The sequence below is a fragment of the Verrucomicrobiota bacterium JB022 genome (assembly GCA_030673845.1).
Classification (GTDB): Bacteria; Verrucomicrobiota; Verrucomicrobiia; order Opitutales; family Oceanipulchritudinaceae; genus WOUP01.
Genome location: JAUTCQ010000013.1, coordinates 347,481 through 373,597 on the forward strand (window position 1 = coordinate 347,481; position 26,117 = coordinate 373,597).

Below are 26,117 nucleotides of genomic sequence, written 5' to 3' on the forward strand. Positions count from 1 at the left end.
TTGGCCCCTTTCTCTGATTTTAACCGCCCACTGAATTTATGCCCGTAGAAGTCAAGATCCGCAAAGGCGAACCCATGGAGCGTGCTCTCCGCCGCCTGAAGAAGAAGCTGGACCGTGAAGGTGTGATCCGCGATGTGCGCGCCAAGCGCTACTTTGAGAAGCCGAGCGAAGTGAAGCGCCGCAAGAAGAAGGTTGCTGCTTTTTCGGCCATGCTGCGCGCTCGGTACGAGAATCGCTAGCAGTTCTTTCGCAGATGCGCCGGTTGGCGCTTGCCCATCGGCTGCTCCTGGATTAAAACAGGAGCACCAAGTTTCCCGCAGATCGTGCCCTCTGGCACGGTGTGTCCTCTTATGAAGCTCGCTCTCTCAAGTTGCTGGAACTCCGGGCGCCATAGCGAAGGTTATGCTATGGTGCAGGAAGCTGTAAACTTGGGATTCGAGTATATGGAGCTGTCGCACGGCATCCGGCTCTCGCTGGTGCCCGGGATCTTGCAGGCAGTCGACGAAGGACTGATCAAAATCAGCAGCGTGCATAATTTTTGCCCGCTGCCGCCCGGCGTCTTTGGCGCCGCGCCCAACCTTTACCAGCCCACCGCCAACACCCAGGCGGAGCAGGCGCTGTGGTTTCGCCATACCCTGCGCACGATCGACTTTGCCGCCCGCGTCGGTGCCGGCCTCGTCGTCGTCCACTGTGGCAGTATCCGCTATCTCTGGCGCGATGCCGCCAAAGACCTTGAAGAAAAGGCCGACCTGCTGCCGGTGGAAGACCGCCGCACCTCGTCGGACTATCAAGGTCAGCTCTCGCGCTGCCTGCGCCGGATGAAGCGCAAGCAAAAGGGCGCTTACAACCGCCTGGTGGAAAACCTGCAGCGCATCGTGCCCTTTGCCCGGGAGAAGGGCGTGCGCCTCGGCCTCGAAAATCGTGAAGATTTCAACGAGCTGCCGATGGACACCGAAATGCCGCGCCTCTTGGCCGACGTCGGCGACCCCGAAGTGGTCGGCTATTGGCACGACTGCGGGCACGCCCAGATCAAGGAGCAGCTCCAGATCACCACGCAACGCCAGTTGCTGGAGGAGAACCACGCGCGCCAGTTCGGCTTTCACCTGCACGATGTCGATGCCGACGAGCACGACCACCAGCCCATTGGCACGGGGGTAATCGACTGGCAATTTATTCGCAGCTGCATTCGCCCCGAGCACCTCCTCGTGCTGGAGCTGAGCCCCAAGCTGCGTTCCCGTCAGGTATTGGACTCCAAGGAGTTCATGCTCAAGCTCCTCGCCGAAGACGCCCAAGCCCCCGCCGCGGCGGGTAAGTAGCGGATTTTGCAGCATCCGCCCGACGCGCTTTGGGAGTGCGGTGCTCCGCACCGATTTGGTTTCTGAAGTAGCGTGGGAGTTGTTAAGGGGGCGTGATGGCCATATGAGGCCTGGCTTTCCCATCCAGATCTGCGCAGAGCGCAGCACTCCCAAATCGCGTTGGATGGGCCGTTGCTACTTCCCCCAATACTCGCCGATCCAACGGCGATGCGGGCCCGAAAGGGCCAGGCGTTCCAGTTCTTCGGCGGAAACCCACACGAGGTGTCCGTTGAGGGCGGTCTCCACGGGTAGCGTCACACGATACACGCGCTCGGTGATGCGCTGGTTGCTGATACCGCGCTGCTTCTGGAAATGTAGTGCACCCTGTTTCGCCCCTTTGGGCAGATCCGCCAGGCGCGGCAGCTCAAACATGTCGGCCAGACGCACGGAATCGGTCGCCCCGCGCTCCAACAACAGCTTGCCCTCCTGCACCGCCCACGCGCGGTCGATCGTCACCTTTTCCGTCGCCTTGCGCTGCACGCGCGGGTAGGCCTCAGGCGCGCCCTCAGCGTAAGCCGCGCACCAGGTCCGCAGCGGGCAGAGCAGGCAATCCGGTCGCGCCTTGCGGCAACGCGTCGCCCCCAGCTCCATCACCGCCTGATTGTAGTCGCCCGGCCTTTGGGGATCGAGCAACCGCGTGGCCAGCGGCCCCAGCTCCTTTTGCGCCTGCTGGCTCGACTTCCAGAGCGTCGGGTTGGCGGTCAGGCGCGAGAGCACGCGGATGACGTTGCCGTCGATCACCGGGATGGGCTCGGCGAAGTTGATGCTCGCAATCGCCGCCGCCGTGTAGGGTCCGATGCCCGAGAGCGCCTGCCAGTCGGCTGCGGTTGAGGGCAGAGCCGCCTGCGCCGCCACCTCCTTGGCCAGCTTGTGCAGGTTGCGTGCGCGCCGGTAATAGCCGAGGCCCTCCCACTGCTTCACGACCGCCTCTTCGGAGGCCTCCGCCAGCGCCTCAAAGCTCGGGAAGAGCCGCATCCAGCGATCGAAGTAGGGCAGCACGGTGTCGATTTGGGTCTGCTGCGCCATAAATTCCGACACCACGGTACGGTAGACGCTCACCTCCGTGCGCCACGGCAGCGGGCGGTGCTCCGCGTCATACCACGCCAGCAAGGCGGCGCGCAGGGCAGGGAGGGCAGAGTCGGGCAGGGAAGCAGGCAGCGTGTTTTTCAATCGACGATCCGGGTCAGGTTTGGTGAATTCATCATTTGACCATCCCGACCGGCGTCAAACCATGGCTCGCAAACGCGTCACCAACACCGAAGATGAAGGGCCCAAGCCCATCACGTCCTACACCGTAAAGCTCGACGAGGCCCAGATGGAGGCGCTCGAGCAAATCTGCGACGAGCGCGTCTATGGCTTCAAGGACGTGCCGCACTCCCTCTTTGCCTTCGAGGCCCCGCTGGAGTACTTTAACCTCACGGCCTACAAGAGCGGCAAGCTCGTCGTGCAGGGCAAGGGCACGCAGGCCTTTGTGCAAAACATCCTCGAGCCGCGTGTGCTGAAGGAGGCCCGCCTGGGCTACGAAGAGGTGCACCACCCCGAGTGGTACGAGCCGCACGCCGGTCTCGACGAAGCGGGCAAGGGCGACCTCTTTGGTCCGCTCGTGAGCTGCTGCGTGATTGCCGATGGCGACATGGTACGCGAGTGGCGCGAAAAGGGCGTCAAGGACTCCAAGGCGCTGACCGACCGCTCGATCCTCGCGTTGGAGAAGATCATCCTCAAGACCAAGGGCGTGGTGGTGAAGAAGATGTTCGCCGGCATGCCGAAGTACAACGAGATGATGTCGAAGCCCAACGCGAACCTCAACACCCTCCTCGCCTGGTACCACGCCAAGTGCCTGCAGAAGGCCCTCGAAGAGCGCATGGTGCCGTGGGGCCTCGTCGACCAGTTCTCGAAGCAGCCCCTGACGCAGCGCCAGTTGAAGAAAGATGGGGTGGAGTTCGACCTGCAGATGCGCACCAAGGCGGAAGACGACCCGGTGGTCGCGGCGGCCTCGATCTGTGCGCGCGCCGAGTTCGTGCGTCAGCTGGACAAGCTGAGCGTGGAGTTTGGCGAGCCGCTGAAGAAGGGTGCCAGTGCTGGCGTGAAAAAGCAGGCCAAGGAGCTGGTCGAAAAGCTCGGGCCGCACCGCCTGAAAGACTTCGCCAAGGTGCACTTCAAGACCGCTTACGAGGTGCTGGGCCTGCCCGTGCCGGAGAAACCCCGCTTTTACGGCCGCAAATGAGCGTGTTGAAGCGACACGACCGCAGCCGCCTGAAGATCTGCGCCGCCCTGGTGGGCGTCGATGAGGCCGGGCGGGGCGCGCTCGCCGGTCCCGTGGTGGCCGGCGCGGTACTGGTCGATGGTGCCTTCCTTGACGGCCCGTGGTGTCGCCAATATGGCAAGCACATCAACGACAGCAAGCAGCTGACCCCGGCCTTGCGCGACGAGCTGTTCGACGCGATGGAGGCGGAGCGCCTGGCAGGGCGGATCGTCTACGCTCCCGGCATTGCCTCAGTGGCCGAAATCGCCGCGCTCAACATCCTCGGGGCCACCCGCCTGGCCATGCAGCGCGCGCTGGAGGCTGTGTTGCCCCGCGCGCCCGTCGGCCACGTCATCCTGCTCGACGGCAAGCCGATGCGCCCCTTCCCCTATGCTCACGAGGCACTGGTCAAGGGTGACGGGCGCTGCCTCGCCATCGCGCTCGGCTCCATCGTGGCCAAGGTCACACGAGACCGCGAGATGATCGCCCTGCACGCCGACTTCCCGCACTACGGCTGGAACGTGCACAAAGGCTATGCCGTCCCCGCTCATCGCGAAGCCATCCGCGCCCACGGCCCCTGCGCGCACCACCGCGAGCTCTTCCTCCGCAAACTCCTCGCCGAGCCCGAACAGGTGGAGTTTGACTTGGCAGGGTAAGGGAGGGGCTTGATTCTCGGCGAGGTCACTTGATTTTTGCCTACGTTTTCGAGTATATGTCTCTTTACTCAGTGGTGCTGATGGACGTTTTACTCAGGAACGGTCGCTATGGAAAAAATCCCAACAAAAGCAGACAAGATCGCCGACTTCTTTCTCACTTACGCACGTGAGCATGGAGATTACCTGACGAATCTTAAGCTGCAGAAATTACTTTACTACGCTCAGGCATGGCATTTGGCGCTTTTTGATAAAGAGCTTTTTGCAGATGATCTTCAAGCTTGGGTTCATGGCCCGGTGGTTTCTCGCGTGTATGGACGGTTCAAGAGTTACAGCTGGAATCCGATTCTAGCAGAAGTTGAGAAGCCAAAACTTGATGCGGAAACACGTGGGTTTCTTGAGCAGGTATTTGATCGATATGGCTCTTTTTCGGCAGTCGATTTAGAGCGGATGACTCACGAGGAGGCTCCGTGGCAGACGGCCCGAGGAAGTCTTCCGCTCCACCAAAACTCCAGCGCTGTAATGGATCGGAAGGAAATAAAGGCGTTTTTTAAGCGCAAGTTGGCAAATGGCTAAAGGTAAGAGGAGCAAGTCCAACCCGATTCCTGCGCCTGCTAAGCCCTTCTTTGGAACGAGCATCCCTGAGGTCGGGGGGCCGTCTGCTCCTCTATCGTTTTCATTTCAGTACGCGATATTGAACTGTGATAAGTTTAGTATTAATAACCGTGAGCCCCAATACTTTCTGAAGCTTTTGGAGCGGTTAAAAGCGCTGTGTAGCCAAACTGCTATGGACCTTCAGAAGAATAGGAGCAGTTCTCTACGGTGTCATCCTATTGATTGGAGAAATACCTCTGAGTCGGACGGGTTTGCTGACCACCTTCCTAAAGACCTAAGGGATAGTGCCCCGTATCAATTTAATATTTCTTCCAATAAGTGGGGGCGGGTGCATGGATTCTTTGTTGGTTCGCGATTTCACATAGTATGGTTTGATGTCGACCACAGGTTGTATCCGTAGATTGCAGGTTGAAATAGCCTCCATCCGCGGCTAAGAATCCTCCACCACGCGCTGCACCTGTCTAAACCTGCCCAAGATGGCGCCCGGCCGCATTCTCTTTTCGACAAAGCGCGCTCGATCCGTGTAATGGCCGCATGCATTCCGGGGTTGGCATGATTCTCTTGGGGGTAAACATCGACCATTGCGCCACGGTGCGCGAGGCGCGTTACCGCGAGTATGGTCGCACACACGGCGAGATCGTGGAGCCGGATCCGCTCGCGTTTGCCTTTTTGGCGGAGCGGGCCGGGGCCGATGGCATCACGGTACACCCGCGCGAAGACCAGCGCCACGTGAAGCGCAGCGACGTGCTCCGCCTGAAGGAGCATATCCAGGTGCCGCTGAACATGGAGATGGCCGCGACCGACGAGATGGTGAAATTTGCCCTGCAGGTGAAGCCCACCTACGCCTGCGTCGTGCCCGAGAGCCGCGAAGAGGTGACGACCGAGGGCGGGCTCGACGTGGCCGGCCAGCCGGAGCGCATCAAGCGCGTGACCCAGGCCCTGCAGGAGGCGGGCATCAAGGTGAGCCTCTTTATCGATCCCGATCCGGCGCAGATCATGGCCTCTGCCCAGGCGGGCGCGACTTTTGTCGAGCTGCACACGGGTGCCTACGCCAATGCCTATTACGACGAGGCCAAGCGCGCCGAGGAGTGCAACCGCCTGAAAAAGGGTGCGGTGCAGGCTCATGAGCTGGGGCTGACGGTCAATCTCGGGCACGGCATCAATTACGTCAACGTGGCGGAAATGCGCCTGGTGCCCCACGTGCACGAGATGAACATCGGCCACAGCATCATCAGCCGCGCGCTCATGACGGGCTGCGAAGAAGCGGTGCGCGAGATGAAGCGCCGCATGAACCCGGGCCTGTTCTAGCGCCCGTCTTACCCCGAATGGACATCCAGTTACCCCCCGCCGGTCGAGTCCTCAGCATGGGCGTCGACTTGATCGAGTGCGACCGAGTGCGCCGCGTCTACGACCGGCACCCGGAGCGTTTTCTTGAGCGGGTGTTTACGCCCCAGGAGCGCGCCTATTGCCTGCAGATGAAGAACCCGATCCCGCATCTCGCGGCCCGTTTTGCGGCCAAGGAGGCGGTGTCGAAGTGCTTTACTACCGGCATCGGGGCCGAGCTGGGCTGGCAGTCGATCGAAGTCGTCAAGGGTGAGCGCGGGGAGCCGCAGATCCGTCTGGATGCGGGCGGCGAGCGCCTGTTGCGCGATTTGGGCGGCTCCCGGGTCATCATTTCGCTTGCTCATACCCGCGTCTATGGCCATGCCGTAGCATTGCTTTTGCAGTAATTCCGTTTTCGTTATGCTTCCTCTCCCCCGTATCTTTCCTCTGCTGACCTGTGAACAAGCCCGCGCATTTGAACAAGCTTTGTTCAAAGGGGATGCTCAACGGGAGTGGAAAGCGATGCAACTGGCGGGCAAGGCGATTGCCGATGCGGTGGAGCGCGATTTCCTGGAGCTGGCCGATTGGCCGAGCGATCCGCGCTTCCTTGTGTTGGCAGGCAAGGGCCATAACGCCGGGGATGCCCTGATCGCAGTGCGCCACCTCTGCGCCAACCGTCCGGATGCGCAGGTGATGATCGTCTGGGCCGAAGCGAAGGAAAATGCAAAGCCGCACGTGCAGCAGGCCTTGAGCGAGCTGGAGCAGGTCTCCATCGCCCGCTTCGACCAGCAGGTGTGGAGCAAGGACTTGGCGGAGTGCCTGCGCGAGATCGAATACGATGTGGTGTTCGACGGCTTGCTCGGCCTCAGTTTTTCCCAGCCGCTGCGCACGCCCTACGATCAGGTGATCGAGTGGGCCAATCAGCGCGAGCGCCGCTTTGGTATGCGCATCGCCGTCGATTTGCCCAGCGGGATTGGCGATCAGGCCCCGCGCACCGCCTTCCGGGCCGACTTTACCTACGCCACCGGCCTGCCCAAGACGCCGATGGAAGACGAGCGCAATGCCGAATGGGTGGGGCGCCCCAAGCTGCTCGATCTGGGCTTCTTCAAGCATGGCGTCGAGATCCCCGAGGTGCGCGGCTACTGGCTCGACCAGGACGACGCGCTGCGCCAACTGCAGCACCTGCGCCCGGCGGACGGGCATAAATACACTTACGGTCAGGTGGCCGTCATCGCGGGCTCGCCGCAATACCCTGGCGCAGCCCTGATGTGCATGGGCGGCGCGCTGCGCTCGGGCTCCGGTCTGGTGACGGGTATCGTGCCGAACGTTCTTTCCAGTCGGCTTGCCCTCGCGCTGCCGGAGGCGACCTGGTTGCCGGTGGCTTCGCGGCCCGACGGCAGTCTTGAGGCCGAAGTCGTGCGCGCGGTGCATATGATGGCCTCCCACCGCACCCGGTGTGTGGTGATGGGCCCGGGCTTGATCGCCGACCGCAACTCGCTGTTCAACATCACCCGTATCGTGCGCGAGGTGAACCTGCCGCAGGTGCTCGACGCGAGTGCGTTGACGCCGGAGGTGATCCCGGCGGTGCTCGGTCGCCAGCCGGGCAGCGGCCCCGTGATCCTGACCCCGCACCCGGGTGAGCTGAACCGTATTTTCGACCGCCGCGAAGGTGGCGTGGAGTTGGGGCAGATTTTGGAGTTTTGCCAGCGCTACCGCCTGATGATGGCCGTCAAGGGCCGTATTACCCGCGTGTGCGACGGCCAGCGCGTGATCTCGATTGCAGCGGGTGGCCCCGTCCTCTCGCGCGGCGGCACGGGCGACATCCTTGCGGGTATGATCGGCGGCCTGGTGGCGCAAGACCCGGAGAATTGCCTCGGGGCCGTCTTGCGGGCCATCGCCTGGCACGGTGCGGCGGGCGATGCGCTGGCCCACTGCAAGGGCCAAACGGCTTCGCGAACGACGGAGCTACTGGATTACCTGCCCGTGGTGCTGCGCCAGCGCACGCGACGCGCCTAAAGAAGCTGCGCCATGGAGCCGCAGGACGAAGCGCAGGCCGTGATGGTCCTGAATGCCTTGCCGGACTTCGGGCCGGTGGGGATCCGCAAGCTGGTGCAACGCTTTGGCTCGGCCCGCGCCGTGTTGGCGGCCTCCGCTGAGGCATTGGAGCCGGTCTTGAGCGCGCCCAAGCGGCAATGCCTGCTCAACTGGCGCGAACGCTTCGACCTGGGGCGCGAGCTGGAGCGGCTCAAGACCTTGCAGGCACGCTTCATCCCGGCGGGCGATGCCGCTTACCCCTCTCGGCTGCAAGGGCAGCGCGATGCGCCGGTGGGGCTCTACCAGCGGGGCGAAGTCGACTGGCGCTTGCCGGCGGTGGCGATCGTCGGCACCCGGGGTTGCAGCCAATACGGGCGCAAAGTGGCTTACGAGTGGGCCAAAACGCTCGCGGCCAACGGCGTGATCGTGGTCAGCGGGCTGGCGCTCGGCGTCGATGCCTACGCCCACCAGGGCGCGCTCGATGGCGGGGGCAAGACGGTGGGGGTGCTCGGCAACGGCCTCGACGTCGTTTACCCGCGCGAAAATCGTGAGCTTTACGCCCGCATGGCGGAAGAGGGAGCGCTGTTGACGGAGTTTTACCTCGGGCGCAAGGCCGACCGCCAGACCTTCCCCCAGCGCAACCGCATCGTGGCGGGTATCAGCCAGGCTACGCTGGTCATCGAAACCGATGAGCGGGGCGGCAGCCTGATCACGGCGCGCTTTGCGCTGGAGCAGGGGCGTACGGTGCTGGCGTTGCCAGGCCGGATCGACCAGCCGACTTCCAAAGGCTGCCACATGTTGATCCGCGAAGGTGCCATCCTGGTGACTTCGCCCGAAGAGGTGTTGGAAGAACTATCGTGGCGCCCGGAGCCGCTGGAGCTGGATTTCGGGGCGCCGGAGGAAGACGGTCATGCCGCCAACATGGCGACGCCGCCCGCCGCGCTGGAGCAGCTCGACCCGGCTTCGCGCCAGATCCTCGAACTGCTGGCCGAGGGCGAAGTGCTGCATGTCGACCAGTTGAGCGAGCGGCTCGACCGCGCGCCGGCCGAGGTGGGCGCCCAGTTGATGCTGCTCGAGATCGAGGGCTGGGTGAGCAAGCGCTTCGACGGCACCTACGAAAAAGCCTACTGAGCAGGCTCAGCAGGCTTGGGAAAGGGGCTAGTGGCGCATTGCGCGGACCTTCGCAGTGGCACTCCCTTCGGGGTGCAGACTCTGGTTCGGTACTATCCGGTGGTGTCGGACGCAAAGCGTCCTCAACCACCGGCTACGTGATGGCATCCCTTCAGGATGCTGGATCATCCTGCAAGCTGGAGGCTTGCCAGATCTTACCCCGGGTTTTCTGCCTTCGCCGAATCAACCGGGGGGCCATTCGAGCGGGCGACCGCCGAGCAGGTGCACGTGGAGGTGCGGCACGGTTTCGCCGCCATCGGGTCCGTTGTTGATCACGATACGGAAACCCGTTTCGAGCTCCAGCGATTTGGCCAGATTGCGCGCGACAAGCAGCAGGTGGCCGAGGATCAGTTGATCTTCGTTCAGTGCTTCGCCCACCCGAGGGATCGGCTTGCGGGGGATGATTAAAAGGTGGATGGGCGCCTGCGGGTTGATGTCGTGAATCGCGATGCAGACGTCGTCCTCGTATTCCTTTTGCGCCGGGATGTCGCCGGCAATGATCTTCTCAAATAACGTGGGACCAGACATGAGCGATGTAGTAGGTAGGGTGGGAGACTGCCACCGGCCGTCCTCTAGACGTAGAGGATGGTGAGTTCGGTATTGGCGGTGGTGAATTGGGCCGCCAGGGCGTCGATGTAGGCACGCGCCTGCCGGTGGTCTTCCTGATAGCGGCGCGTAAAGGGCTTGCCGCCGGTTACCGCTTCGCGCAGCCCGGTGATGAGCAGGAGGGTGCTGTCGTAACCGGCGACGGACTTGAGGCCGCGCACGAGCTCTTGCCGCACGAAGAGCGGATCGAAGGTCGTTTTTTCCAGCTTTAGGTGGTAGAGGCCGTAGGAAGACTCGGCAAAGGGCTGGTCGGCGCTGAGGCGCATGGCCGTCTGCGCAAAGTTTTCGACCGTGTCGTCGATCTCCGGCTCTTCCGCGATGGACTGGTCGATCGCGTCCTTGAGGTGCTTGAGCAGGTAGGGGTCTCCGCCCGCTGCGTCGGCGAACAAATAGTGGAGACAGTGATACTTAGCCCAGTCTTGCTTCGCTTGAAGCGGGGCGGGCTTCGCGACGGAGGGCCGATATTTCCTGCGCGAGTTCATCAATGTCCCTAAACTCCTTGTACACACTAGCAAAGCGCACATAGGCGATTTGATCAATAGTTTTCAGTCTTTTCATGATCGCCTCCCCGATGTCGCGTGCGGGGATTTCGCTGTCGTAACTCGCTTCCATTTCAGCGGTTACATCGCCTACGATCATGCGGAGCTGCTCAGGGTCGATCGGTCTTTTTTCGCAGGCGCGGCGCAGGCCGTTGAGGATCTTGCCCGACTCGAAGGGCTCGCGGCGCCCATCGTTCTTCTTCACCCACAGCTCGTCGCGCACGTGCTCTTCGGCCGTGGTAAAGCGGTAGCCGCAGGCATTGCACTGGCGGCGGCGGCGGATGGCCTGGCCGTTGCGGGCGAGGCGGGAGTCGATCACCCGGGTGTCCCCGGCCTGGCAACGCGGGCAGATCATGAATGGGAGGCGGCAGGGGTCTTGTTCGGGGAGAACTTTTCGGCCAGGTGGAGGAAGTTTTGCAGCATCTTGTGCCCATGCTCCGTCGCCATCGACTCGGGGTGGAACTGCACGCCCCAGATCGGTAACTCGCGGTGGCGCAGGCCCATGATCTCGCCGATCTCCGTCTCGGCGGTGATCTCGAGCTCGCTGGGGAAGGTGTCGCGCTTGACTAGGAGGGAGTGGTAGCGCGTGGCGGGGAAGGGCGTCGGCACGTCGGCAAAGATATCCGTGCCCTGGTGGTAGATGGGCGAGGTCTTGCCGTGCATCAGGCGTTCGGCCCGCACGACATCGCCGCCAAAGAAGTCGCCAATGCACTGGTGGCCGAGGCAGACGCCAAAGAGGGGGATGCGGGCCTTGCTGACGGCACCGATGATGTCGAGGCTGTTACCGGCCTCCTTGGGGCTGCAGGGCCCGGGGGAGATGACGACCATGCGGGGTTGCATCGCCACGACTTCCTCGCCCGTCAACTCGTGATTGCGGAACACTTCGGGCTTCCAGCCGAGCTGGCCGAAGTACTGCACGATGTTGAAGGTAAAGGAGTCGAAATTGTCGATAACTAGCAGCATGTTTCCCCTTATCCTCTCGATTCGGGGCGCAAGGGTCAAGCCAGACGCGCGGAATCCGGCTTTGTGCTAACGGAAGAGGTTGTATTTCACGATCGCGTAGATCGCGCGGAAGCCGTCCTTCCAGCCAATCTTCTTCCCTTCGTCATACGTGCGCCCGTAGTAAGAGATGCCGACTTCGAAGATGCGGCAGTTCATGCGCGCGACCTTGGCGGTGATCTCGGGCTCGAAGCCGAAGCGCGGCTCCTCGATCTCGATCTGCTGGATAATCTCACGGCGGAACAGCTTGTAGCAGGTTTCCATGTCCGTAAGGTTGATGTTGGTAAACATGTTGGAGCAGAGCGTAAGCATCTTGTTGCCCACCATGTGCCAGAAAAATACCACCCGATGCGGGTCGCCCCCCTGGAAGCGGGAGCCGAAGACGACATCGGCCTTGCCTTCGACCACCGGCTTGATCAGGCGCGGATATTCTGCCGGGTCGTATTCGAGGTCTGCATCCTGGACGACGACAAGGTCGCCTACCGCGTGCTTGAAGCCGGTTCGCAGCGCAGCACCCTTGCCCTGGTTCACCTCGTGATAGAGCACGCGGCAAAGCGGGTCTTGCTCCACTTGTGCGCGCAGGATTTCGCGGGTGTTGTCGCGCGAGCAGTCGTCGACGATGATGATTTCCTGCAGGCGGACGGGTGCTTCTTTTACCCGCTCGATGATGGAGAGGATCGTCTCTTGTTCGTTGTAGCAGGGGATGACAACGGAGAGGCTGAGGGAATGGAGGTCGGCGGGCATGACAGCGGGGAAAATGTCTGCAGGTACGCTTCGCATCAAGAACCCGGCCCTAAGGGGTTGCCAAGCTTAAAGTCTTTCGGCAAGGGTGGGCGGCTTCGCTACAAGGCCCGCCATCGGCGGCTAAGGCGTCCGTTTTGCCACCCACTCCCATCCCTTCTTCATGAGTGCATTCGAGTTGTTAAAGGAAGACCCGCACACGCGGGCGCGTCGGGGCCGCCTGCAGTGCCTGCATGGCACGATCGAGACCCCCATCTTCATGCCGGTGGGCACGCAAGGCACCGTCAAGGCGCTCACGCCTGCCCAACTGGAAGAGGTGGGCGCGCAGATCATCCTCGGCAATACCTATCACTTGAACCTGCGCCCCGGTTCGGAATTGGTGCAGGAGATGGGCGGCCTGCATCGCTTCATGGGCTGGAACCGCCCCATCCTGACCGACAGCGGCGGCTTCCAGGTCTTCAGCCTCGCCTCGCTGCGCCAGATCAGCGAACGCGGCATCGCCTTCAAGAGCCACCTCGACGGCAGCAATGTTTTTTTGGGGCCGCAGGAGGTTGTTACGATTCAGGACCAGCTTGGGTCGGATATTGCGATGGTGCTCGATGAATGTGCACCCGCCGGTTGTAGCGAAGCCGAAGCGCAAACTGCCGTCGACCGCAGCCTGCGTTGGGCGGAGGACTGTGTGAAGGTGGCCGCTACACGTGGTTTTTTGGAGCGCGGGCACTATTTGTTCCCCATTGTGCAGGGCAATCGCTTCCCGGCCATGCGGCGCCAGTGCGCAGAGGCGCTGGTGCAACTCGACATGGCAGGTTATGCGATCGGCGGGGTGAGCGTGGGCGAGGCGGAGGCCGATATGATGATCGCAGTGGAAGCCTCAACGGAGGTATTGCCTAAGCATAAGCCGCGCTACGTGATGGGCGTAGGGACTCCGCCTCAGCTGTTGCGCTTCATTGCCTTGGGCGCGGATATGTTTGATTGCGTGATGCCTACACGGGAGGCCCGCCACGGCATCGCCTTTACCAGTCGTGGCAAGATCAACCTCAAGAACAACCGCTTCCGCACCGATTCTGCTCCATTGGAAGAGGGTATGGATAATTATACCTGCCGCCATTTCAGCCGTGCTTACCTGCGCCACCTGCTGGTTTCGGGCGAGATGTTGGCGGCCACGCTGCTGTCGTTGCACAACGTCCATTTCTTCCTCGATCTGATGCGGCAGGCGCGCGCGCACCTGGAGGCGGGAGACTTTCATGCGTGGTCACAAGCATGGATCGAACGTTACGAGCGAGGGCAGGAAGGGTAATTCAGGTCCTCCTTCCTCGTAGATTCGAGGTCCTGGCGAGGCTCTTCCTAAGTAATCGCGATTCGGAATATCTGCCCATATGTCTCGTATCTACTTGCCAATAACGAAAAGATGCGTTCTATAGCCTCTAAATTAACAAAAAGATCCATGTCTACTATCGTTGAATTGAAGGAAGAGCTGAAGAACCTGGAGAAGGAAGAGCAGAAGATTGCCCGCATGAAGGAACAAATCGCGGCCAAGATTCAGGAAGAAAAGCAGGAGGATCAGCGCCTCGACGAAATCTTTAATAACAGCGGTTATGCCACCCCGCGTGCGCTGGTGAAGGCGCTCATGGTGAAGTATGGCATTAAGGTCAGCGGCAGCGCTGCCAATGGTAAGCCCCGCAAGCGTACCCGTATCACCTCCGAGCTTCGCGACAGCGTGAAGGCCGAGGTCAATGCCGGCGGTTCCAAGAACTCGATCAGCAAAAAGTACGAGATCAGCTACGCCGTCGTTTCCAAGATCATGAAGGGCGACTACGACCACCTCTAGGTCGAACCCCACGCAGGTTTTTCGTGACCGCCGTGACCGGATTGTAACCGGCACGGCTTTTTTGTGGTCGGGAAAAGCGCTTGCGGCCAAGGAAGACCTGCTACATAGGTTATCATTTTCCCTACCCCGTGATGGGGCCGATGACCGGCCAAGACCGGAGCAACGTGTGAGATGCCATGATCTTTTCCCTCTTCAAAAGCCTTAGCGGGAGTCACTACCGCAAGTTTTACCGCAAGTGCCAGCCCCTCATTAAGCGCATCAACGAGCTGGAAGCAGCGTACCAGAAGGAAAGCGATACGTGGCTCCAGGCCAAGACCGATGAGTTTCGCCAACGCTTGAAGGCGGGTGAAACGCTCGACGACATCCTGCCCGAAGCCTTCGCCGTGGTGAAAAACGGTGCCCGCCGCCTCTGTGGCCGCGAGATCGAGTATGTCGGCACCAAAGGCGTGTGGAACATGGTGCACTACGATGTGCAGCTGCTCGGCGGCATGGCCCTGCACCAGCACCACATCGCCGAAATGCAGACCGGTGAGGGCAAGACGCTCGTCGCCACCCTGCCGCTATATCTCAACGCGCTCGCGGGCCGTGGCGCCCAGCTGGTAACGGTCAACGAATACCTGGCCCAGCGCGACGCGGAGTGGATGGGGCACCTCTACAATTTCCTCGGCCTCTCCGTAGGCGTGATCCGCAACCAGCAGCCGCCGGAAGAAAAGCGGGCCGCCTACAACTGCGACATCACCTACGGCACCGCCAGCGAGTTCGGTTTCGATTACCTGCGCGACAACGGGATGGCGATGACGCCCCAGCAGCAGGTCCAGCGCGACCACTTCTTCGTCATTGTTGACGAAGTGGACTCCGTGCTCGTAGACGAGGCTCGTACGCCGCTGATCATCACCGGCCCCATGGCCAACGACAACAGCGCGCCGTTCATCAACCTCAAGCCGCGGATCGAGCGCGTGGTGCGTGAGCAGACCCGCCTTTGCAATCAGCTGATCAATGAGGCCAAGGCCGAGCTGGAGCAGCTTGCGTCCAGCGACGACAAGAAGGGCCTCACGCAAGACCGGGCTCAGGGCGCGCTGGAGAAGATGTATCAGGTCAAGCACGGCATGCCCAAGAACAAGGTACTGCTGCGCCTGCTCGAAGACGGCCGCTTCCGCAAGCTCTTCGAAGCCTTCGACCTCGAGATGCACGGCGATCACATGAAGCAGCAGCGCCACGCCTTGCGCGAGAGCCTCTTCTTCACGATCGACGAAAAGCAGCGTTCGAGCGATTTGACGGAAAACGGGCGCAATCTCGTGAATCCGGACGATCCCGACGCCTTTATCTTGCCCGACTTGCCGAGCCGCTACGTCGACATCGACAGCGATTCCAGCCTCAACCCCGACGAAAAGGCCCAGCGCAAGGCCGACGAGCAGTCCCGCTTCGAGCAAAAGTCCGACGAACTGCATGTGACGAGCCAGCTGCTGCGTGCCTACAGCCTCTACGATCGCGACGTCGAGTATGTCGTGCAGCAGGGCAAGGTGCACATCGTGGACGAAAACACGGGGCGCGTGATGGTTGGCCGCCGCTGGTCCGAAGGCCTGCACCAGGCGATCGAAGCCAAGGAAGGCGTGCAGATCGAGCGCGAGACCAAGACCTTCGCCACGATTACGCTGCAAAACTACTTCCGCCTCTACGAAAAGCTGGCGGGTATGACGGGCACGGCCGAGACCGAGGCCAACGAATTCAGCGACATCTACAAGCTGAAGGTCATGGTCATCCCAACCAACCGGCCCAACATCCGTGTCGACGAGCCCGACATCATTTACAAGACGCGCCGCGAGAAATACCAGGCGGTGATCGAAGAGATCAAGAAGGTGAACGAGCACGGCCAGCCCTGCCTCGTCGGCACCGTCTCGGTCGACGCCTCGGAGCTGCTCAGCCGTATGCTCCGCCGCGAGCGCATCCCGCACGAAGTCCTCAACGCCAAGAACCACGCCCGCGAAGCCGAAATCGTCGCGCTGGCGGGCCAGAAGGGCGCCGTCACCATCGCGACCAATATGGCCGGTCGCGGTACCGACATCAAGCTGGGTGAAGGCGTGCCCGAAGCGGGCGGCCTCTACGTGATCGGCACCGAGCGCCACACCTCGCGCCGGATCGACCGCCAGTTACGTGGCCGTTGCTCGCGTCAGGGCGACCCGGGCCGCACCAAGTTTTTCCTCTCGCTGGAAGACGACCTCATGCGGCTCTACAGCCACGGCACCGCCGGCAAGCTGTTGGAGAGCTCGTTCGTCGAAGGCGAGCCGCTGGAGCACAAGTGGCTCAGCTCCATGATCGAGCGTGCGCAGAAGACCGTCGAGCAGCAGCACTACTCGATGCGCAAGCGCCTCCTGCAGTACGACGACGTGGGCTCGCGCCAGCGCGAAGTCGTGTATGGCCTGCGTTCGGAAGCGATGCATACCGACCAGCCGCGCGAAATCGTGTTTGAGCTGATCCAGGAAGAGATCACGCACCGGGCCGAGCAGTTTGGCCTCGATGCCAAGGGCGCGAGCGAGCAGGCCTACGAGCGCTTTGTCAACTGGGCCACGCAGACCTTCCCGATCCGTCTGGAGCTGGAAGAGATCCGCAATCAGGACGTGGAAGCGGTCGAAAAGCTGGCGTTGGAGCGCGTGCAGGAAGCCTACGCGATCAAGGAAGCGGCGGAAGACTCCGAAGCCCTCGTGCGCCTCGAGCGTTACGTGATCATCGGCACGATCGACCGCGCTTATCAGGATCACCTCACCTCGCTCGACCAGCTCCGCCAGGAAGTGGGCTTGCGCGGCTACGGCCAGAAGGACCCGCTCGTCGAGTTCAAGAACGAAGCTTTCAAGGCCTTCGAGGAGATGATGGGGCAGGTGCGCGCCAACATCTGCACGGGCATCTTCCGCAACTTTACCAGTGCCGAGGCCGTCCAGCAGATCATGCAGCGCCTGGGCCGCACCCTGCGCACCTCCGGCCCGGCCGATCCCGATGGCGATCAGCGCGAGCCGCAGGAAAAGAAGGGCGTCTCGGTGGCCGAAGCCGCCCGTGCGCGCCAACTGGCCCGCGCCAAGCAGCTGATGGCCCGCCGCGCCGAACCGGTGGCGACACCGCGCGAAGGCGCGCAGACGCAGACGATGAATACGCCGAACGCCCCGGCCCCCGCCGAGTTCGACCGCAACGAGGTCGTCGTCATCGCCAAGGGTGAGGAACAGCGTGAGCTGAAGTGGAAGCAGGCCGAGCAACTGGTGAAGGAAGAAGGCTGGCAAGTCGTCGGCCGCGCCTAAAGCCCTTTGCTTACCGCCACACTATGGCTCCCTCGCGTGCATTCTGGCAGGCTGTCGCGCCCTGGCTCGTCGGCCTGCTGACGCCTCTGCTGTGGGTGCTGGCGTTCCCACCCGTAGGGCTGGAGGCGCTGGCCTACGTCTTTCTGGTGCCGCTGGCGCTCTGGGCCTACACGGCTCCCAGCTGGCGGCGCTTTGGGCTGGTCAGCTTTGCCGCTGGTTTTATCGCGTGGGTGGTACTGCTCTCGTGGCTGCGGCACTTCACGAGCCATCTGGACATCCCGGCGTGGCAGCGGATCGGCGGCGCGTGGCTGGCCCTGCTCTCGCTCTCGGCTGCGATGGCGGCCTACTTTACGCTCTGGGCACTCTCGCTGCGCTGGCTCGCGCCGTGGTGCCTGGGCAAGGCCTGGTGGCTGCGGCTCTTCGGCCTGCTCGGCGTCGCCGCCTCGTGGGTGGTGATCGAGTGGGTGCGCGGCTGGTTCCTCTCCGGGTTTCCCTGGCTGCCGCTGGCCGCCAGCCAATGGCGTACGCCTCTGGTGCTGCAGATCCTGCCCGTCACGGGGTATTACGGGCTTAGTTTCCTGCTGCTGTTTTTCAACCTCGCAGTGGCGGCCTATCTGCGGCAGATGGTGCGTCAGCTCCGGGCCAAGCTGCCCTGGCAACAGCGCATCTCGATCGAATTTTACACCGCGCTCGGGTTGCTGGCGCTGAGCATCGTGCAGGGCTTCGGCCAGCGTAACAGTGCGCGCCAGACGGAGCGGCTGGGGGAGGTGGCCTTTGTGCAGCCCTACATCCGCCCGCAGCAGCGCTGGGATGCGGAGCAGGACGGGCAGACGATTCAGACTCTGGGTCGCCTGACCGAGCTGGCCGGTCTGGTCGAGCCCGACCTGATCCTCTGGCCCGAAGCGCCGACCCCTCTTTTCTTCAAGGCGCAACCGGCGGCCGACCGCTGGATCAGCGACCTGAGCGCCGAGGTCAAAGCCCCGATCCTCGTCGGCGGCATGGTGGCCGAGCTGGAGAACCCCGCCGACACCCACGGCCACGGCTCCTACGAGTCGTTCAACGCCGTGCTGCTGGCCACGCCGCAAAACGGGATTGCTACCGACCATTATTACGCCAAGCGCCACCTCGTGCCCTTCGGCGAATACACACCCTTTGCCGACATCCTGCCCGCTGCGGTGCCCGCCGGGTTCAGCGCGGGGCAGAAGCCGGGGCTCTTGCGTGTGCCGCTGAAGCACCGAAGCCTGTCGGTGGGGCCGCTCGTATGCTACGAAGACATTTTCCCCGACCTCGCCCGTGAGCAGGTCCAGGAGGGGGCCGAGGTGCTCTTCGTGGCCAACAACAACTCGTGGTACGGCCAGGAAGGTAGTGGCGAGCAACACGCTTCCCACGCGGTCTTGCGGGCGGTGGAGACCCGCCGGCCTGTCCTGCGCTCCGGCAACGGCGGCTGGAGCGGCTGGATCGACGAGCACGGCCAGATCCGCCATGAGCTGCGCGACGCGCAGACGGGCAGCATCTACTTTCAAGGCGTGCAGCACGCCCAGCTGACCCGCGACCCGCGCTTCCAGGGCTACCAGACACCCTTCGTGCGCTTCGGCCCGTGGTTCGTGTATCTGTGCCTGTTTTGGGTGGGTGCGGCGGCCTTGCTGCGTTGGCGTAGTAGGCAAACGGCGGTAGGGCATTAGAAAATGTTACAGGGGCGTTAAGAAATAGCCCTGATGGTGAAAGTGAGGTCAAGTACCTTGCTTTATGCTCGTACTCCTGCTCTTGTTGCGACCGAGGCTCATTGAGGGCCTTGATCGTTCGCGCTCGCAATGGGTCTCAACACTCCAATATCGCGAGACATGAAAGTTAAGTTCTACACCCTCATCCTCGGGTTCATCTTGTCCCTGTTCGCCGTTTCGGCGGTCTCGGCTCAGTCTTCCACTTCGGAAGAACCTAAGGCCCTCAAGGTGATTGAGCCGTCCCTGCCGTACGAAGTCGCCCGCTACAAGATCAGCAGCGAAGCGATGGTGCGCTTCAAGCTCGATTCCAACGGTCGTCCCGTTGGCATCCGCGTGGAGTCGTCCTCGGACCGGGACTTTGCCGAATCCGTGGTGCGTGCCGTTCGCCAATGGCGCTATGAAGTGCCGGAAGGCTACAATGGCCAGGAATTCCGCCTGCCCGTCGTCGTCAACTTCGACGCGTAAGGCTGTTTACAGTTAGCTAGTTCCTTATCTTACCTACTTAGAAAATAAACGGGGCACCTTCTCCCCTGAGAAGGTGCCCTTTGCATGTACGGCCATGAGAGGTCGCTTGCCATCTCGGCCCGAGTCTCCATAGGACTTGCTGCATGCGTAGACTTTTTTGCTGGTGGGCCTGCCTGGCGGCCGTCGTGCTGCAGGGCCAGCCCGCTCCCCAGCCGGTGGAGGAGGCAACCATCCCGATGGCTTCGGAAGCGCCTCTGGCCGTGCCGGGGCAGGTATGGCAGCGCCAGGCCGCCGACAGTGCCTTGCGCGATGGCTACCCGCAGATCGCCGCCACCCAATACCAGGAGTTGGCCGCGCAGGCGGAAGAGGTCGACCCGGGCCTGCTGCTCAACTGGTCGACCGCCCTGCTCGCGATGGGCCGATTGGAGCAGGCTCGCGAAAAGCTGGCGCAGCTTCCCGACCCGGCGCTACCTCCCGCGCGCCTGCGTCGCGCCCTGCTCGCCGTGCTGGATGGTAACTGGACTCAGGCCAGCAGTGAGCTGGAAGGCTTGGGCGTTTCGACCCTCCCTGTGGCCGACCGCAGCTGGTATTACCTGGCCCGCGCCTGGCTGGCCGACCATGAGGACGAGGATGACGACGCGCGCGAGGCCTTTCAGGCGGCACAGGAAGCGGCTCGCAGTCCCGGGCTTGTCGCCCAGTTCGAGTTGATGCAGCGCACCTTCGAGCTGCGCCACGGCACGGCCAATGAGGGCGAGCTGGAGCAACTCCGCCGCACCCAGCGCGAGCTGGCCGGCGCGCGCGCCGCCTTTGAGGCCGGTCGACTGCGCGCAATCACCCTTGCCCGCCTCGAGCGGCGCGATGAGGCGGTGGCGGTGGTCGAAGAACTCCTGCGCACGCCGGGGGTAGACGATTTTCAACTGCGCCCCCAGTTCCTGCTCTTGCTCGGGCTGGTGGCAGGGGAGGAGAGCGGTCGCAGCCGGGTGGCCCTGCGCGAGCTGGTGTCGCTGACGCAGGCCCCGCGCGAGCTCCAGCAGGTGGCCTTGCAGATCCTTGCCGCCAACGCCTTCCAGTCGAGTGATGCCGCCGAATTTCGCGAGTCGCTCAACCGCTGGATCGAGCAGGCGCCGCCGCACCCGTTGACGGATCGCCTGCTGTTGTTGCGTGCCCAACTCGGCGCCCGGCGAGGCGATCTCGATGTGGCCGAGCGCGACGCCAAGGCCGTGGTCGAGCGCTTCCCGGGCTCACGCCTCGTCGACCCCGCCTACGAGCTGCTGGCGCAAGTCAACTGGCGCCGCGACCCGCCCCGCTACCGGACGGCGGCCGATTTCCTTCAACGCCTGCGTCAACGCCTGCAGGCCGGGCCCGAGCGCGCGCGCCTCAGCGTGTTGATCGGCGACAGCTACTTCCTCAACGAAGACTACGCCAGTGCCGCCGAGGCCTATGGCAATGCCCTGCGCGAGACGGGCCTCGCCGACGCCGGTCAGGTGCTCTACCAGCAGGTGCTCTCCGAGATCCGCGGAGGCCGTCTCGACGCTGCCACAGAGCACTTGAACACGCAAGGCATCGTGCCGCTGGCCAACGAAGCCCGTTGGCGCGCCGAGTGGAACCTGATCGACGCCCGCCGCCGCGCCGGCCAGAGCGAGGCCGCCCGGGAGCGCATTACCCGCCTCTTGAGCCCGGAGCTGATCGAAGGCTTTTCGCTGCCCCTGCGCCTCCGCCTGCGCTGGCTCCAGCTGCGCCTCGCCCTGGATGCGGGAGACGCGGCGGAAGTCCCCGCCCGCGTCGACGCCGTGCTGCAGCGCGTGGCCAGTGCCGACAACGCCACGCTGGCCGCAGCAGAGCGCGAGCGCCTCACCAGCTACTTCCGCCTGATCCAGGGGGAGGCATACTTCCAGCTCGGCCAGAGCGAGCAGGGCAGCGCGGTGTTTGAAGAGCTGCGGCGCACGGCCCCCGGCTCCGGCCCCGCCATCCTCTCCTATCTCGTCGCGGCGCGCGAGGGTGCGGTGCAGAACCGCCTCGTGCAGGCCCAGCAAAACCTGATCGAGCTGGCCGACCTCTACCCCAACAGCGAATACGCCCCCCTCGCCCTCTGGGAGGCTGCCCTCTATGCCGAGCGGCGCGGGCTCGACAGCACTTACCAGGAGGCGATCAACATCCTGGAGCGGCTGGCCAAGGCCTACCCGGAGCACCCGCTGCTCTTTTACGTGCGCCTCAAGCAGGCCGACATTTCGCGCAAGCTCAACGACTTCGGGACCGCGCTGCTGCTTTACGAGCGCGTGCGCAACCAGTTCCCGCAGCATCCGGAGCGCTTCCGGGCCGAGATGTCGCGCGCCGACGTGCTGATGGCGGCCGGCAGTGCGCAACAGCCCGAGCGCCTCGCCTCCGCCGTCCTCGAATACGAGCGCCTCGCCGATCTGCCCTCCGCCCCGCTCGACCTGCGGATCGAGGCCAGCTACAAGTGGGGCAAGGCGCTGACTCTCAGCAACGACCGCGACCGGGCGCAAGGCGTCTACTGGGGCACGCTCGAACGCTTCTGGCCCGAAGCCGAGGCCGGCAAGTTGGGCACGCAAGGCCGTTACTGGCTCAGCCGCACGATTCTGGAGCTGGCGGGCTACCTGGAGCAGGGCTCGCGCTCGCAGCAGGCGCTCGACCTCTACCGCCGCCTGGAAGCCAGCGGCCTGCCCGGGGCTTCGCTCGCCCGTCAACGCATCAGCCGCCTCGTCCCGGCGGCGGAATAGGCGCAACGTTTGCCTCGTCGAAGGGAGGAGGCTAAAGGTACGAGCGCCATGCGTATGTACCCCATCTTCTTCCTCTTCCTCGCCGCCGCGCTGGGGGCCGAAACCTTGCGTCTGCCCTTTGAAGGCCGGTGGTTTGTCTACCAGGGCGGGGACACCCCCAACGTCAACCACCATATGGCCGTGCGCGCGCAGTGGTATGGCATCGACTTCGTCAAAACGGGCGGGCAGGGCGGGCGCGCGCTCACGCAAGGGGAGGGGAGGCGCCTCGAAGACTTCTACTCCTGGGGCGAGCCGGTGCTGGCCCCGCTGGCGGGCGAAGTGGTGGCCGTCGTCAACGACCTTCCCGACCACCCGCTCGGCGAAAAGGACGCGGCTCAACCCGCCGGCAACCATGTCGTGATCCGGACGGCGGCGGGCCACTACCTCTTCCTTGGCCACCTGCAGGAAGGCTCGGTGGCGGTGGAGCCGGGGGCGCAAGTCGAGGTGGGGGACATGTTGGGCAAGGTCGGCAACTCCGGCCACAGCGATTTCCCGCACCTGCACCTCCATCTGCAGACGGAGCCCGCGCTGAATCAGGGCCTCGGGCTCAACCTCACCTTCGCCGGCATCGACGTGGAGCTGACGGGCAAGCGCTTTACCAACGTCGAATGGCCCCTCATTCGCGGCCTCTTCGTTTCGCCCACGGGTGCGGAATAGGTCGCCAAGTTGGGGGGCGATCCACCTGCAAGGTTGCATTCCCGCCCGGCTCGCGCTTGTATTACGCGGATGGATTCGGTGCTCGATGCTTCCCTGCTGGCCCAAGGCGGCCCGATCATGTGGCTGTTGCTGCTGGTCAGCCTCATTGGATTTTCCATGTTTGTGGAGCGTCTGCTGTACCTGCACCGGGGCCAGATCCGCACCAACGACTTCCTCGCCGGGCTCAAGAACCTGCTGCACAAGCGCCGCCTCGTTGAGGCCGTGACGGTGTGCGAAGAGACGCCCGGCCCGGTGGCCAGCGTCGTCAAGGCCGCCCTCCTGCATTTCCACGAAGGCGAAGAGCGTTGCCGCCTCGCGATCCAGGGCGCCGCGATGGTCGAGATCCCCATGCTCGAGCGCCGGCTCGGGACGATCGGGGCGCTTGGCCGCCTGGCCCCGCTGCTCGGCCTGCTCGGTACGCTCATCGGGCTGATGGAAGGCCTCGACGCGGCAGGGCAGGGAGCCACCGCCGGTTACCCGACCTATGGGCAACTGCTGGCCGGTATCGGCGAAGCACTCTATACCTCTGCCGCCGGCCTCGCCGTGATGATGATGGCCATGCTCGCCCACTACTTCCTTTACGGGCGCATCCGCGCGCTCGTCTACGACATGGAGTATGCGGGGCATGACTTGCTCCAATTCCTCCTGCACGACTACGGGGAGGAAGCAGACGTCGACAACCCGCCCGTGGCCGACGGCAAGCTCCGCACCGCATCGTCTTCCTCTTGAGCGCGACCATGGCGACGCCCCCCACCTACACGCGCTCGTTCGACTTTCGCGCCTACCTCAGCTCGGCCCCCCGCAGCGGCTTCGAGTGGATGCCGCTGCTCGACGTCGCCCTGATCGTCGGCTTTCTCCTGCTGCAAGGCTTCCCCTTTTTCCGCGCCCCCGGGGCCATGGTCGACCTCCCGCTCTCCTCCAGCGCCGGCCCCAGCGACGTGCGCCCCACCGCCGTGCTCTCCGCCGGGCGCAACGGCCTGTTGTTCTTCGACGGCCGCAAGCTCGCGCAATCGCAGCTGGCCACAACTCTGGAAGGCTACCTCGCGCGGCGCGGGACCGATGGCGGTACGCTCCTGATCAAGGCCGATGAAAGCCTCGACCTGCGCGAGATCATGATCCTGATGGACGCTGCCCGCGAAGCCGGCTTTGACCACGTGCACCTCGCTGCCGACTGGAACGCCACCCCCGGCGAATCGCTGCCCCTGCCGCCTCTGCGCCCATGAGACTGATCAAGCGCCGCACCTGGCTGGTCATCCTCGCCCTGGCCGCCGCTCTCCACTTCGTCTGGTTCGGGCTCGTCGACCTCAAGCAGACCACCCGCCCGCCTGCGGCGCGCCCCGATACCCGCTTCACCTATGGCGCCACCGGGGGCGAGGCCGACGAAGCGGTCCAGCGCGAAGAAGCCGAGCTGCTCGACAGCGCCCCCCTCTTCATGCCCACCGGCTGGAACTACGCCAGCAGCGTCGACGACGTGGCCAACCTCCAGCGTGCGGCCGAGCCCTACCGCACCCTGCCGCCTCAACTCGCCCTGCGCGAGCCGGAGGCAACCCGCCCACGCCCACCGATCGCCCCCGAACGCGACGCCCTTTGGGCGCAGACGGCGCCCAGCGCACGCGAACGGCTGCGCAGCATGGGGCAAGACCCGCGCCCCGTGCCCCGCCTCGCCTCCCGCCTCCCGCAAGTGGAGGTGACCGACCTGGAGACGGGGCAAATCGTCTATCAAGGCGAGCTCCCTGCTGCCTACAGCCAGTTGGCCAAAGGCGACTGGTGGAACCCCTTCTCCGCACTGCTGCTCGTCGCGCCCAGTGGCCGCTGGGGCCGCCCCTTCCGCACCGGGCCCACCGGCGAAAACGACTTCGACGAAGCCCTGCACCGCTACCTGCAGAGCGAAGAGCTGTTGAGAAATTTGCCCGCCGGCTATTTTCGCGTTGCCATCGCTCCCTGACGTAGCTTTCGTCGCGGCTTCATTCGTATCGGTAATCTTTCGGCCCGAGATTTCCCATCGGAATCTCTATCCGGGAGTGAAAAAGGCTTGACGCGGCTGCGAGGCTCGTAGAAATTCTGCGGCTTTGCTTCTTCGGAGGCTATTACAGATACCTCATTGCCCCTGTAGCTCAGTCGGTAGAGCACTTCCTTGGTAAGGAAGAGGTCGGCGGTTCGAATCCGCTCGGGGGCTCCATCTTTCCTTTCGATAAGACCAGTCCAAATCGCGTCTTACGCACTAATTCGCAAACCTCAACAGCACCCATGTCTAAGGCAACATTCGAACGCACCAAGCCGCACGTCAACGTCGGCACCATCGGTCACATTGACCACGGTAAGACGACGACGACCACCGCGATCCTGAAAGTCCAAGCCGATAAGGGCCTGGCTCAGTTCAAGTCGTATGCGGATATCGCCAAGGGCGGCACGGTCCGGGACGAAACCAAGACCGTTACCATCGCCGTCGCTCACGTGGAATACGAAAGTGACAACCGTCACTACGCCCACGTTGACTGCCCGGGCCATGCTGACTACGTTAAAAACATGATCACCGGTGCTGCCCAGATGGACGGCGCGATTCTGGTGGTTGAAGCTCCGTCCGGCCCGATGCCGCAGACCCGTGAGCACATCCTCCTGGCCCGCCAGGTTGGTGTTCCGAAAATCGTTGTTTTCCTCAACAAATGTGACCTGGTTGATGACGAAGAGCTGATTGAGCTGGTTGAAATGGAAATTCAGGAACTCCTCGCCAAGTATGAGTTCGAAGAAGATTCTCCGATCATCCGCGGTTCTGCTCTGGGTGCTATCAACAACCCGGAAGGTCCGGAAGCTGCCTGCATCCAGGAGCTCATGGATGCTCTGGACGCATGGATTCCGGAACCGGAACGTCTGACGGAACAGGACTTCCTGATGCCGATCGAAGACGTATTCTCCATCTCCGGTCGCGGTACCGTAGTCACCGGCCGTGTCGAGCGCGGTATCCTGAAAACCGGCGACGAAATCGAAATCGTCGGCATCAAGGAAACCACCAAGACCACCTGTACCGGTGTTGAAATGTTCCGCAAACTGCTGGACGAAGGCCGTGCCGGC

Annotated in this window: 26 protein-coding genes and 1 tRNA gene; 21 read left to right on the forward strand and 6 right to left on the reverse strand. The window is 63.2% G+C overall.

Going from position 1 to position 26,117, the window contains the following annotated elements; genetic code table 11:
• The first annotated feature begins 38 nt into the window (after positions 1-38).
• Both rpsU and Q7P63_10365 read left to right on the forward strand, forming a co-directional pair.
• Positions 39-239: a 30S ribosomal protein S21 gene (gene rpsU / locus Q7P63_10360; protein ID MDP0500491.1), complete on the forward strand. Its 201-nt coding sequence runs from the start codon at positions 39-41 to the stop codon at positions 237-239.
• 168 nt (positions 240-407) lie between these two features.
• Positions 408-1,316 carry a sugar phosphate isomerase/epimerase gene (locus Q7P63_10365; GenBank protein ID MDP0500492.1) on the forward strand — a complete coding sequence of 303 codons (909 nt, stop codon included), beginning with the start codon at positions 408-410 and terminating at the stop codon, positions 1,314-1,316.
• Between the two features lie 174 nt (positions 1,317-1,490).
• On the opposite strand, the gene Q7P63_10370 is transcribed toward Q7P63_10365, so the two are convergent.
• On the reverse strand, positions 1,491-2,525 hold the full coding sequence (locus Q7P63_10370; GenBank protein ID MDP0500493.1) for an A/G-specific adenine glycosylase: 1,035 nt from the start codon (positions 2,523-2,525) through the stop codon (positions 1,491-1,493).
• A gap of 61 nt (positions 2,526-2,586) precedes the next feature.
• Between Q7P63_10370 and rnhC the strand changes: the two genes are divergently transcribed.
• The 7 genes from rnhC (at position 2,587) to dprA (ending at position 9,353) form a co-directional block, all read left to right on the forward strand.
• Positions 2,587-3,579, forward strand: coding sequence for a ribonuclease HIII (gene rnhC, locus Q7P63_10375; GenBank protein MDP0500494.1), 993 nt, complete (start codon positions 2,587-2,589; stop codon positions 3,577-3,579).
• Entirely contained in the window at positions 3,576-4,253 is a 678-nt protein-coding gene (locus Q7P63_10380; protein ID MDP0500495.1) for a ribonuclease HII, read from the forward strand. Before rnhC ends, Q7P63_10380 begins: the two co-directional genes overlap by 4 nt.
• A gap of 108 nt (positions 4,254-4,361) precedes the next feature.
• Positions 4,362-4,826, forward strand: a complete 465-nt coding sequence (locus Q7P63_10385) for a DUF4065 domain-containing protein (protein ID MDP0500496.1) — start codon at positions 4,362-4,364, stop codon at positions 4,824-4,826.
• 591 nt (positions 4,827-5,417) lie between these two features.
• A complete protein-coding gene (locus Q7P63_10390; GenBank protein ID MDP0500497.1) occupies positions 5,418-6,173 on the forward strand; it encodes a pyridoxine 5'-phosphate synthase in 756 nt (251 codons plus the stop codon).
• 17 nt (positions 6,174-6,190) lie between these two features.
• Positions 6,191-6,595, forward strand: coding sequence for a holo-ACP synthase (acpS, locus tag Q7P63_10395; GenBank protein ID MDP0500498.1), 405 nt, complete (start codon positions 6,191-6,193; stop codon positions 6,593-6,595).
• Between the two features lie 13 nt (positions 6,596-6,608).
• On the forward strand, positions 6,609-8,204 hold the full coding sequence (locus Q7P63_10400; protein ID MDP0500499.1) for an NAD(P)H-hydrate dehydratase: 1,596 nt from the start codon (positions 6,609-6,611) through the stop codon (positions 8,202-8,204).
• A 12-nt stretch (positions 8,205-8,216) separates the two neighbouring features.
• Positions 8,217-9,353, forward strand: coding sequence for a DNA-processing protein DprA (gene dprA, locus Q7P63_10405; protein MDP0500500.1), 1,137 nt, complete (start codon positions 8,217-8,219; stop codon positions 9,351-9,353).
• Positions 9,354-9,575: 222 nt separating this feature from the next.
• On the opposite strand, the gene Q7P63_10410 is transcribed toward dprA, so the two are convergent.
• The 5 genes from Q7P63_10410 to Q7P63_10430 all read right to left on the reverse strand — a co-directional run bounded on the left by Q7P63_10410 (position 9,576) and on the right by Q7P63_10430 (position 12,280).
• Positions 9,576-9,920, reverse strand: a complete 345-nt coding sequence (locus Q7P63_10410) for a histidine triad nucleotide-binding protein (protein ID MDP0500501.1) — start codon at positions 9,918-9,920, stop codon at positions 9,576-9,578.
• A gap of 44 nt (positions 9,921-9,964) precedes the next feature.
• Entirely contained in the window at positions 9,965-10,387 is a 423-nt protein-coding gene (locus Q7P63_10415; GenBank protein ID MDP0500502.1) for a hypothetical protein, read from the reverse strand.
• 19 nt (positions 10,388-10,406) lie between these two features.
• Positions 10,407-10,892, reverse strand: coding sequence for a transcriptional regulator NrdR (nrdR, locus tag Q7P63_10420; GenBank protein MDP0500503.1), 486 nt, complete (start codon positions 10,890-10,892; stop codon positions 10,407-10,409).
• A complete protein-coding gene (locus tag Q7P63_10425; GenBank protein ID MDP0500504.1) occupies positions 10,889-11,500 on the reverse strand; it encodes an aminodeoxychorismate/anthranilate synthase component II in 612 nt (203 codons plus the stop codon). The genes nrdR and Q7P63_10425 overlap by 4 nt, the downstream gene beginning before the upstream one ends.
• Before the next feature lie 66 nt (positions 11,501-11,566).
• On the reverse strand, positions 11,567-12,280 hold the full coding sequence (locus tag Q7P63_10430) for a glycosyltransferase family 2 protein (protein ID MDP0500505.1): 714 nt from the start codon (positions 12,278-12,280) through the stop codon (positions 11,567-11,569).
• Between the two features lie 160 nt (positions 12,281-12,440).
• On the opposite strand from Q7P63_10430, the gene tgt reads away from it, so the two are divergent.
• The 12 genes from tgt to Q7P63_10490 form a co-directional block, all read left to right on the forward strand.
• Positions 12,441-13,574, forward strand: coding sequence for a tRNA guanosine(34) transglycosylase Tgt (tgt, locus tag Q7P63_10435; GenBank protein MDP0500506.1), 1,134 nt, complete (start codon positions 12,441-12,443; stop codon positions 13,572-13,574).
• A gap of 147 nt (positions 13,575-13,721) precedes the next feature.
• Entirely contained in the window at positions 13,722-14,105 is a 384-nt protein-coding gene (locus Q7P63_10440; protein ID MDP0500507.1) for a hypothetical protein, read from the forward strand.
• Positions 14,106-14,281: 176 nt separating this feature from the next.
• The gene (gene secA / locus Q7P63_10445) at positions 14,282-17,389 is read left to right on the forward strand and encodes a preprotein translocase subunit SecA (protein MDP0500508.1); all 3,108 of its coding nucleotides are present in this window, start codon (positions 14,282-14,284) and stop codon (positions 17,387-17,389) included.
• Between the two features lie 23 nt (positions 17,390-17,412).
• Positions 17,413-19,071, forward strand: a complete 1,659-nt coding sequence (gene lnt / locus Q7P63_10450) for an apolipoprotein N-acyltransferase (GenBank protein ID MDP0500509.1) — start codon at positions 17,413-17,415, stop codon at positions 19,069-19,071.
• 159 nt (positions 19,072-19,230) lie between these two features.
• Positions 19,231-19,575, forward strand: a complete 345-nt coding sequence (locus Q7P63_10455) for an energy transducer TonB (protein MDP0500510.1) — start codon at positions 19,231-19,233, stop codon at positions 19,573-19,575.
• A 143-nt stretch (positions 19,576-19,718) separates the two neighbouring features.
• Complete coding sequence (locus Q7P63_10460) at positions 19,719-22,313, forward strand: tetratricopeptide repeat protein (protein ID MDP0500511.1); 2,595 nt, start codon at positions 19,719-19,721, stop codon at positions 22,311-22,313.
• Positions 22,314-22,361: 48 nt separating this feature from the next.
• Positions 22,362-23,009, forward strand: a complete 648-nt coding sequence (locus Q7P63_10465; protein MDP0500512.1) for a M23 family metallopeptidase — start codon at positions 22,362-22,364, stop codon at positions 23,007-23,009.
• A 69-nt stretch (positions 23,010-23,078) separates the two neighbouring features.
• The gene (locus tag Q7P63_10470; GenBank protein MDP0500513.1) at positions 23,079-23,777 is read left to right on the forward strand and encodes a MotA/TolQ/ExbB proton channel family protein; all 699 of its coding nucleotides are present in this window, start codon (positions 23,079-23,081) and stop codon (positions 23,775-23,777) included.
• An 8-nt stretch (positions 23,778-23,785) separates the two neighbouring features.
• Entirely contained in the window at positions 23,786-24,271 is a 486-nt protein-coding gene (locus Q7P63_10475) for a biopolymer transporter ExbD (protein MDP0500514.1), read from the forward strand.
• Positions 24,268-24,993 carry a hypothetical protein gene (locus Q7P63_10480; GenBank protein MDP0500515.1) on the forward strand — a complete coding sequence of 242 codons (726 nt, stop codon included), beginning with the start codon at positions 24,268-24,270 and terminating at the stop codon, positions 24,991-24,993. The genes Q7P63_10475 and Q7P63_10480 overlap by 4 nt, the downstream gene beginning before the upstream one ends.
• A 158-nt stretch (positions 24,994-25,151) precedes the next feature.
• Positions 25,152-25,227, forward strand: a tRNA-Thr gene (locus Q7P63_10485).
• 68 nt (positions 25,228-25,295) lie between these two features.
• Positions 25,296-26,117 (forward strand): elongation factor Tu (locus Q7P63_10490; GenBank protein MDP0500516.1); only part of this gene is annotated, 822 nt, incomplete at its 3' end.

Excerpts from the sequence above, each read along its gene's own strand:
- rpsU (MDP0500491.1), top strand. The coding sequence starts at position 39 with ATGCCCGTAGAAGTCAAGATCCGCAAAGGCGAACCCATGGAGCGTGCT.
- acpS (MDP0500498.1), top strand. The coding sequence starts at position 6,191 with ATGGACATCCAGTTACCCCCCGCCGGTCGAGTCCTCAGCATGGGCGTC.
- Q7P63_10410 (MDP0500501.1), bottom strand. The coding sequence starts at position 9,920 with ATGTCTGGTCCCACGTTATTTGAGAAGATCATTGCCGGCGACATCCCG.
- rnhC (MDP0500494.1), top strand. The coding sequence starts at position 2,587 with ATGGCTCGCAAACGCGTCACCAACACCGAAGATGAAGGGCCCAAGCCC.
- dprA (MDP0500500.1), top strand. The coding sequence starts at position 8,217 with ATGGAGCCGCAGGACGAAGCGCAGGCCGTGATGGTCCTGAATGCCTTG.
- Q7P63_10365 (MDP0500492.1), top strand. The coding sequence starts at position 408 with ATGGTGCAGGAAGCTGTAAACTTGGGATTCGAGTATATGGAGCTGTCG.
- Q7P63_10455 (MDP0500510.1), top strand. The coding sequence starts at position 19,231 with ATGAAAGTTAAGTTCTACACCCTCATCCTCGGGTTCATCTTGTCCCTG.
- Q7P63_10480 (MDP0500515.1), top strand. The coding sequence starts at position 24,268 with ATGAGACTGATCAAGCGCCGCACCTGGCTGGTCATCCTCGCCCTGGCC.
- Q7P63_10400 (MDP0500499.1), top strand. The coding sequence starts at position 6,609 with ATGCTTCCTCTCCCCCGTATCTTTCCTCTGCTGACCTGTGAACAAGCC.
- Q7P63_10425 (MDP0500504.1), bottom strand. The coding sequence starts at position 11,500 with ATGCTGCTAGTTATCGACAATTTCGACTCCTTTACCTTCAACATCGTG.
- Q7P63_10475 (MDP0500514.1), top strand. The coding sequence starts at position 23,786 with ATGGCGACGCCCCCCACCTACACGCGCTCGTTCGACTTTCGCGCCTAC.
- nrdR (MDP0500503.1), bottom strand. The coding sequence starts at position 10,892 with ATGATCTGCCCGCGTTGCCAGGCCGGGGACACCCGGGTGATCGACTCC.
- Q7P63_10385 (MDP0500496.1), top strand. The coding sequence starts at position 4,362 with ATGGAAAAAATCCCAACAAAAGCAGACAAGATCGCCGACTTCTTTCTC.
- Q7P63_10440 (MDP0500507.1), top strand. The coding sequence starts at position 13,722 with ATGTCTACTATCGTTGAATTGAAGGAAGAGCTGAAGAACCTGGAGAAG.
- secA (MDP0500508.1), top strand. The coding sequence starts at position 14,282 with ATGATCTTTTCCCTCTTCAAAAGCCTTAGCGGGAGTCACTACCGCAAG.
- Q7P63_10470 (MDP0500513.1), top strand. The coding sequence starts at position 23,079 with ATGGATTCGGTGCTCGATGCTTCCCTGCTGGCCCAAGGCGGCCCGATC.
- Q7P63_10380 (MDP0500495.1), top strand. The coding sequence starts at position 3,576 with ATGAGCGTGTTGAAGCGACACGACCGCAGCCGCCTGAAGATCTGCGCC.
- Q7P63_10460 (MDP0500511.1), top strand. The coding sequence starts at position 19,719 with ATGCGTAGACTTTTTTGCTGGTGGGCCTGCCTGGCGGCCGTCGTGCTG.
- Q7P63_10465 (MDP0500512.1), top strand. The coding sequence starts at position 22,362 with ATGCGTATGTACCCCATCTTCTTCCTCTTCCTCGCCGCCGCGCTGGGG.
- Q7P63_10430 (MDP0500505.1), bottom strand. The coding sequence starts at position 12,280 with ATGCCCGCCGACCTCCATTCCCTCAGCCTCTCCGTTGTCATCCCCTGC.
- Q7P63_10390 (MDP0500497.1), top strand. The coding sequence starts at position 5,418 with ATGATTCTCTTGGGGGTAAACATCGACCATTGCGCCACGGTGCGCGAG.
- tgt (MDP0500506.1), top strand. The coding sequence starts at position 12,441 with ATGAGTGCATTCGAGTTGTTAAAGGAAGACCCGCACACGCGGGCGCGT.
- lnt (MDP0500509.1), top strand. The coding sequence starts at position 17,413 with ATGGCTCCCTCGCGTGCATTCTGGCAGGCTGTCGCGCCCTGGCTCGTC.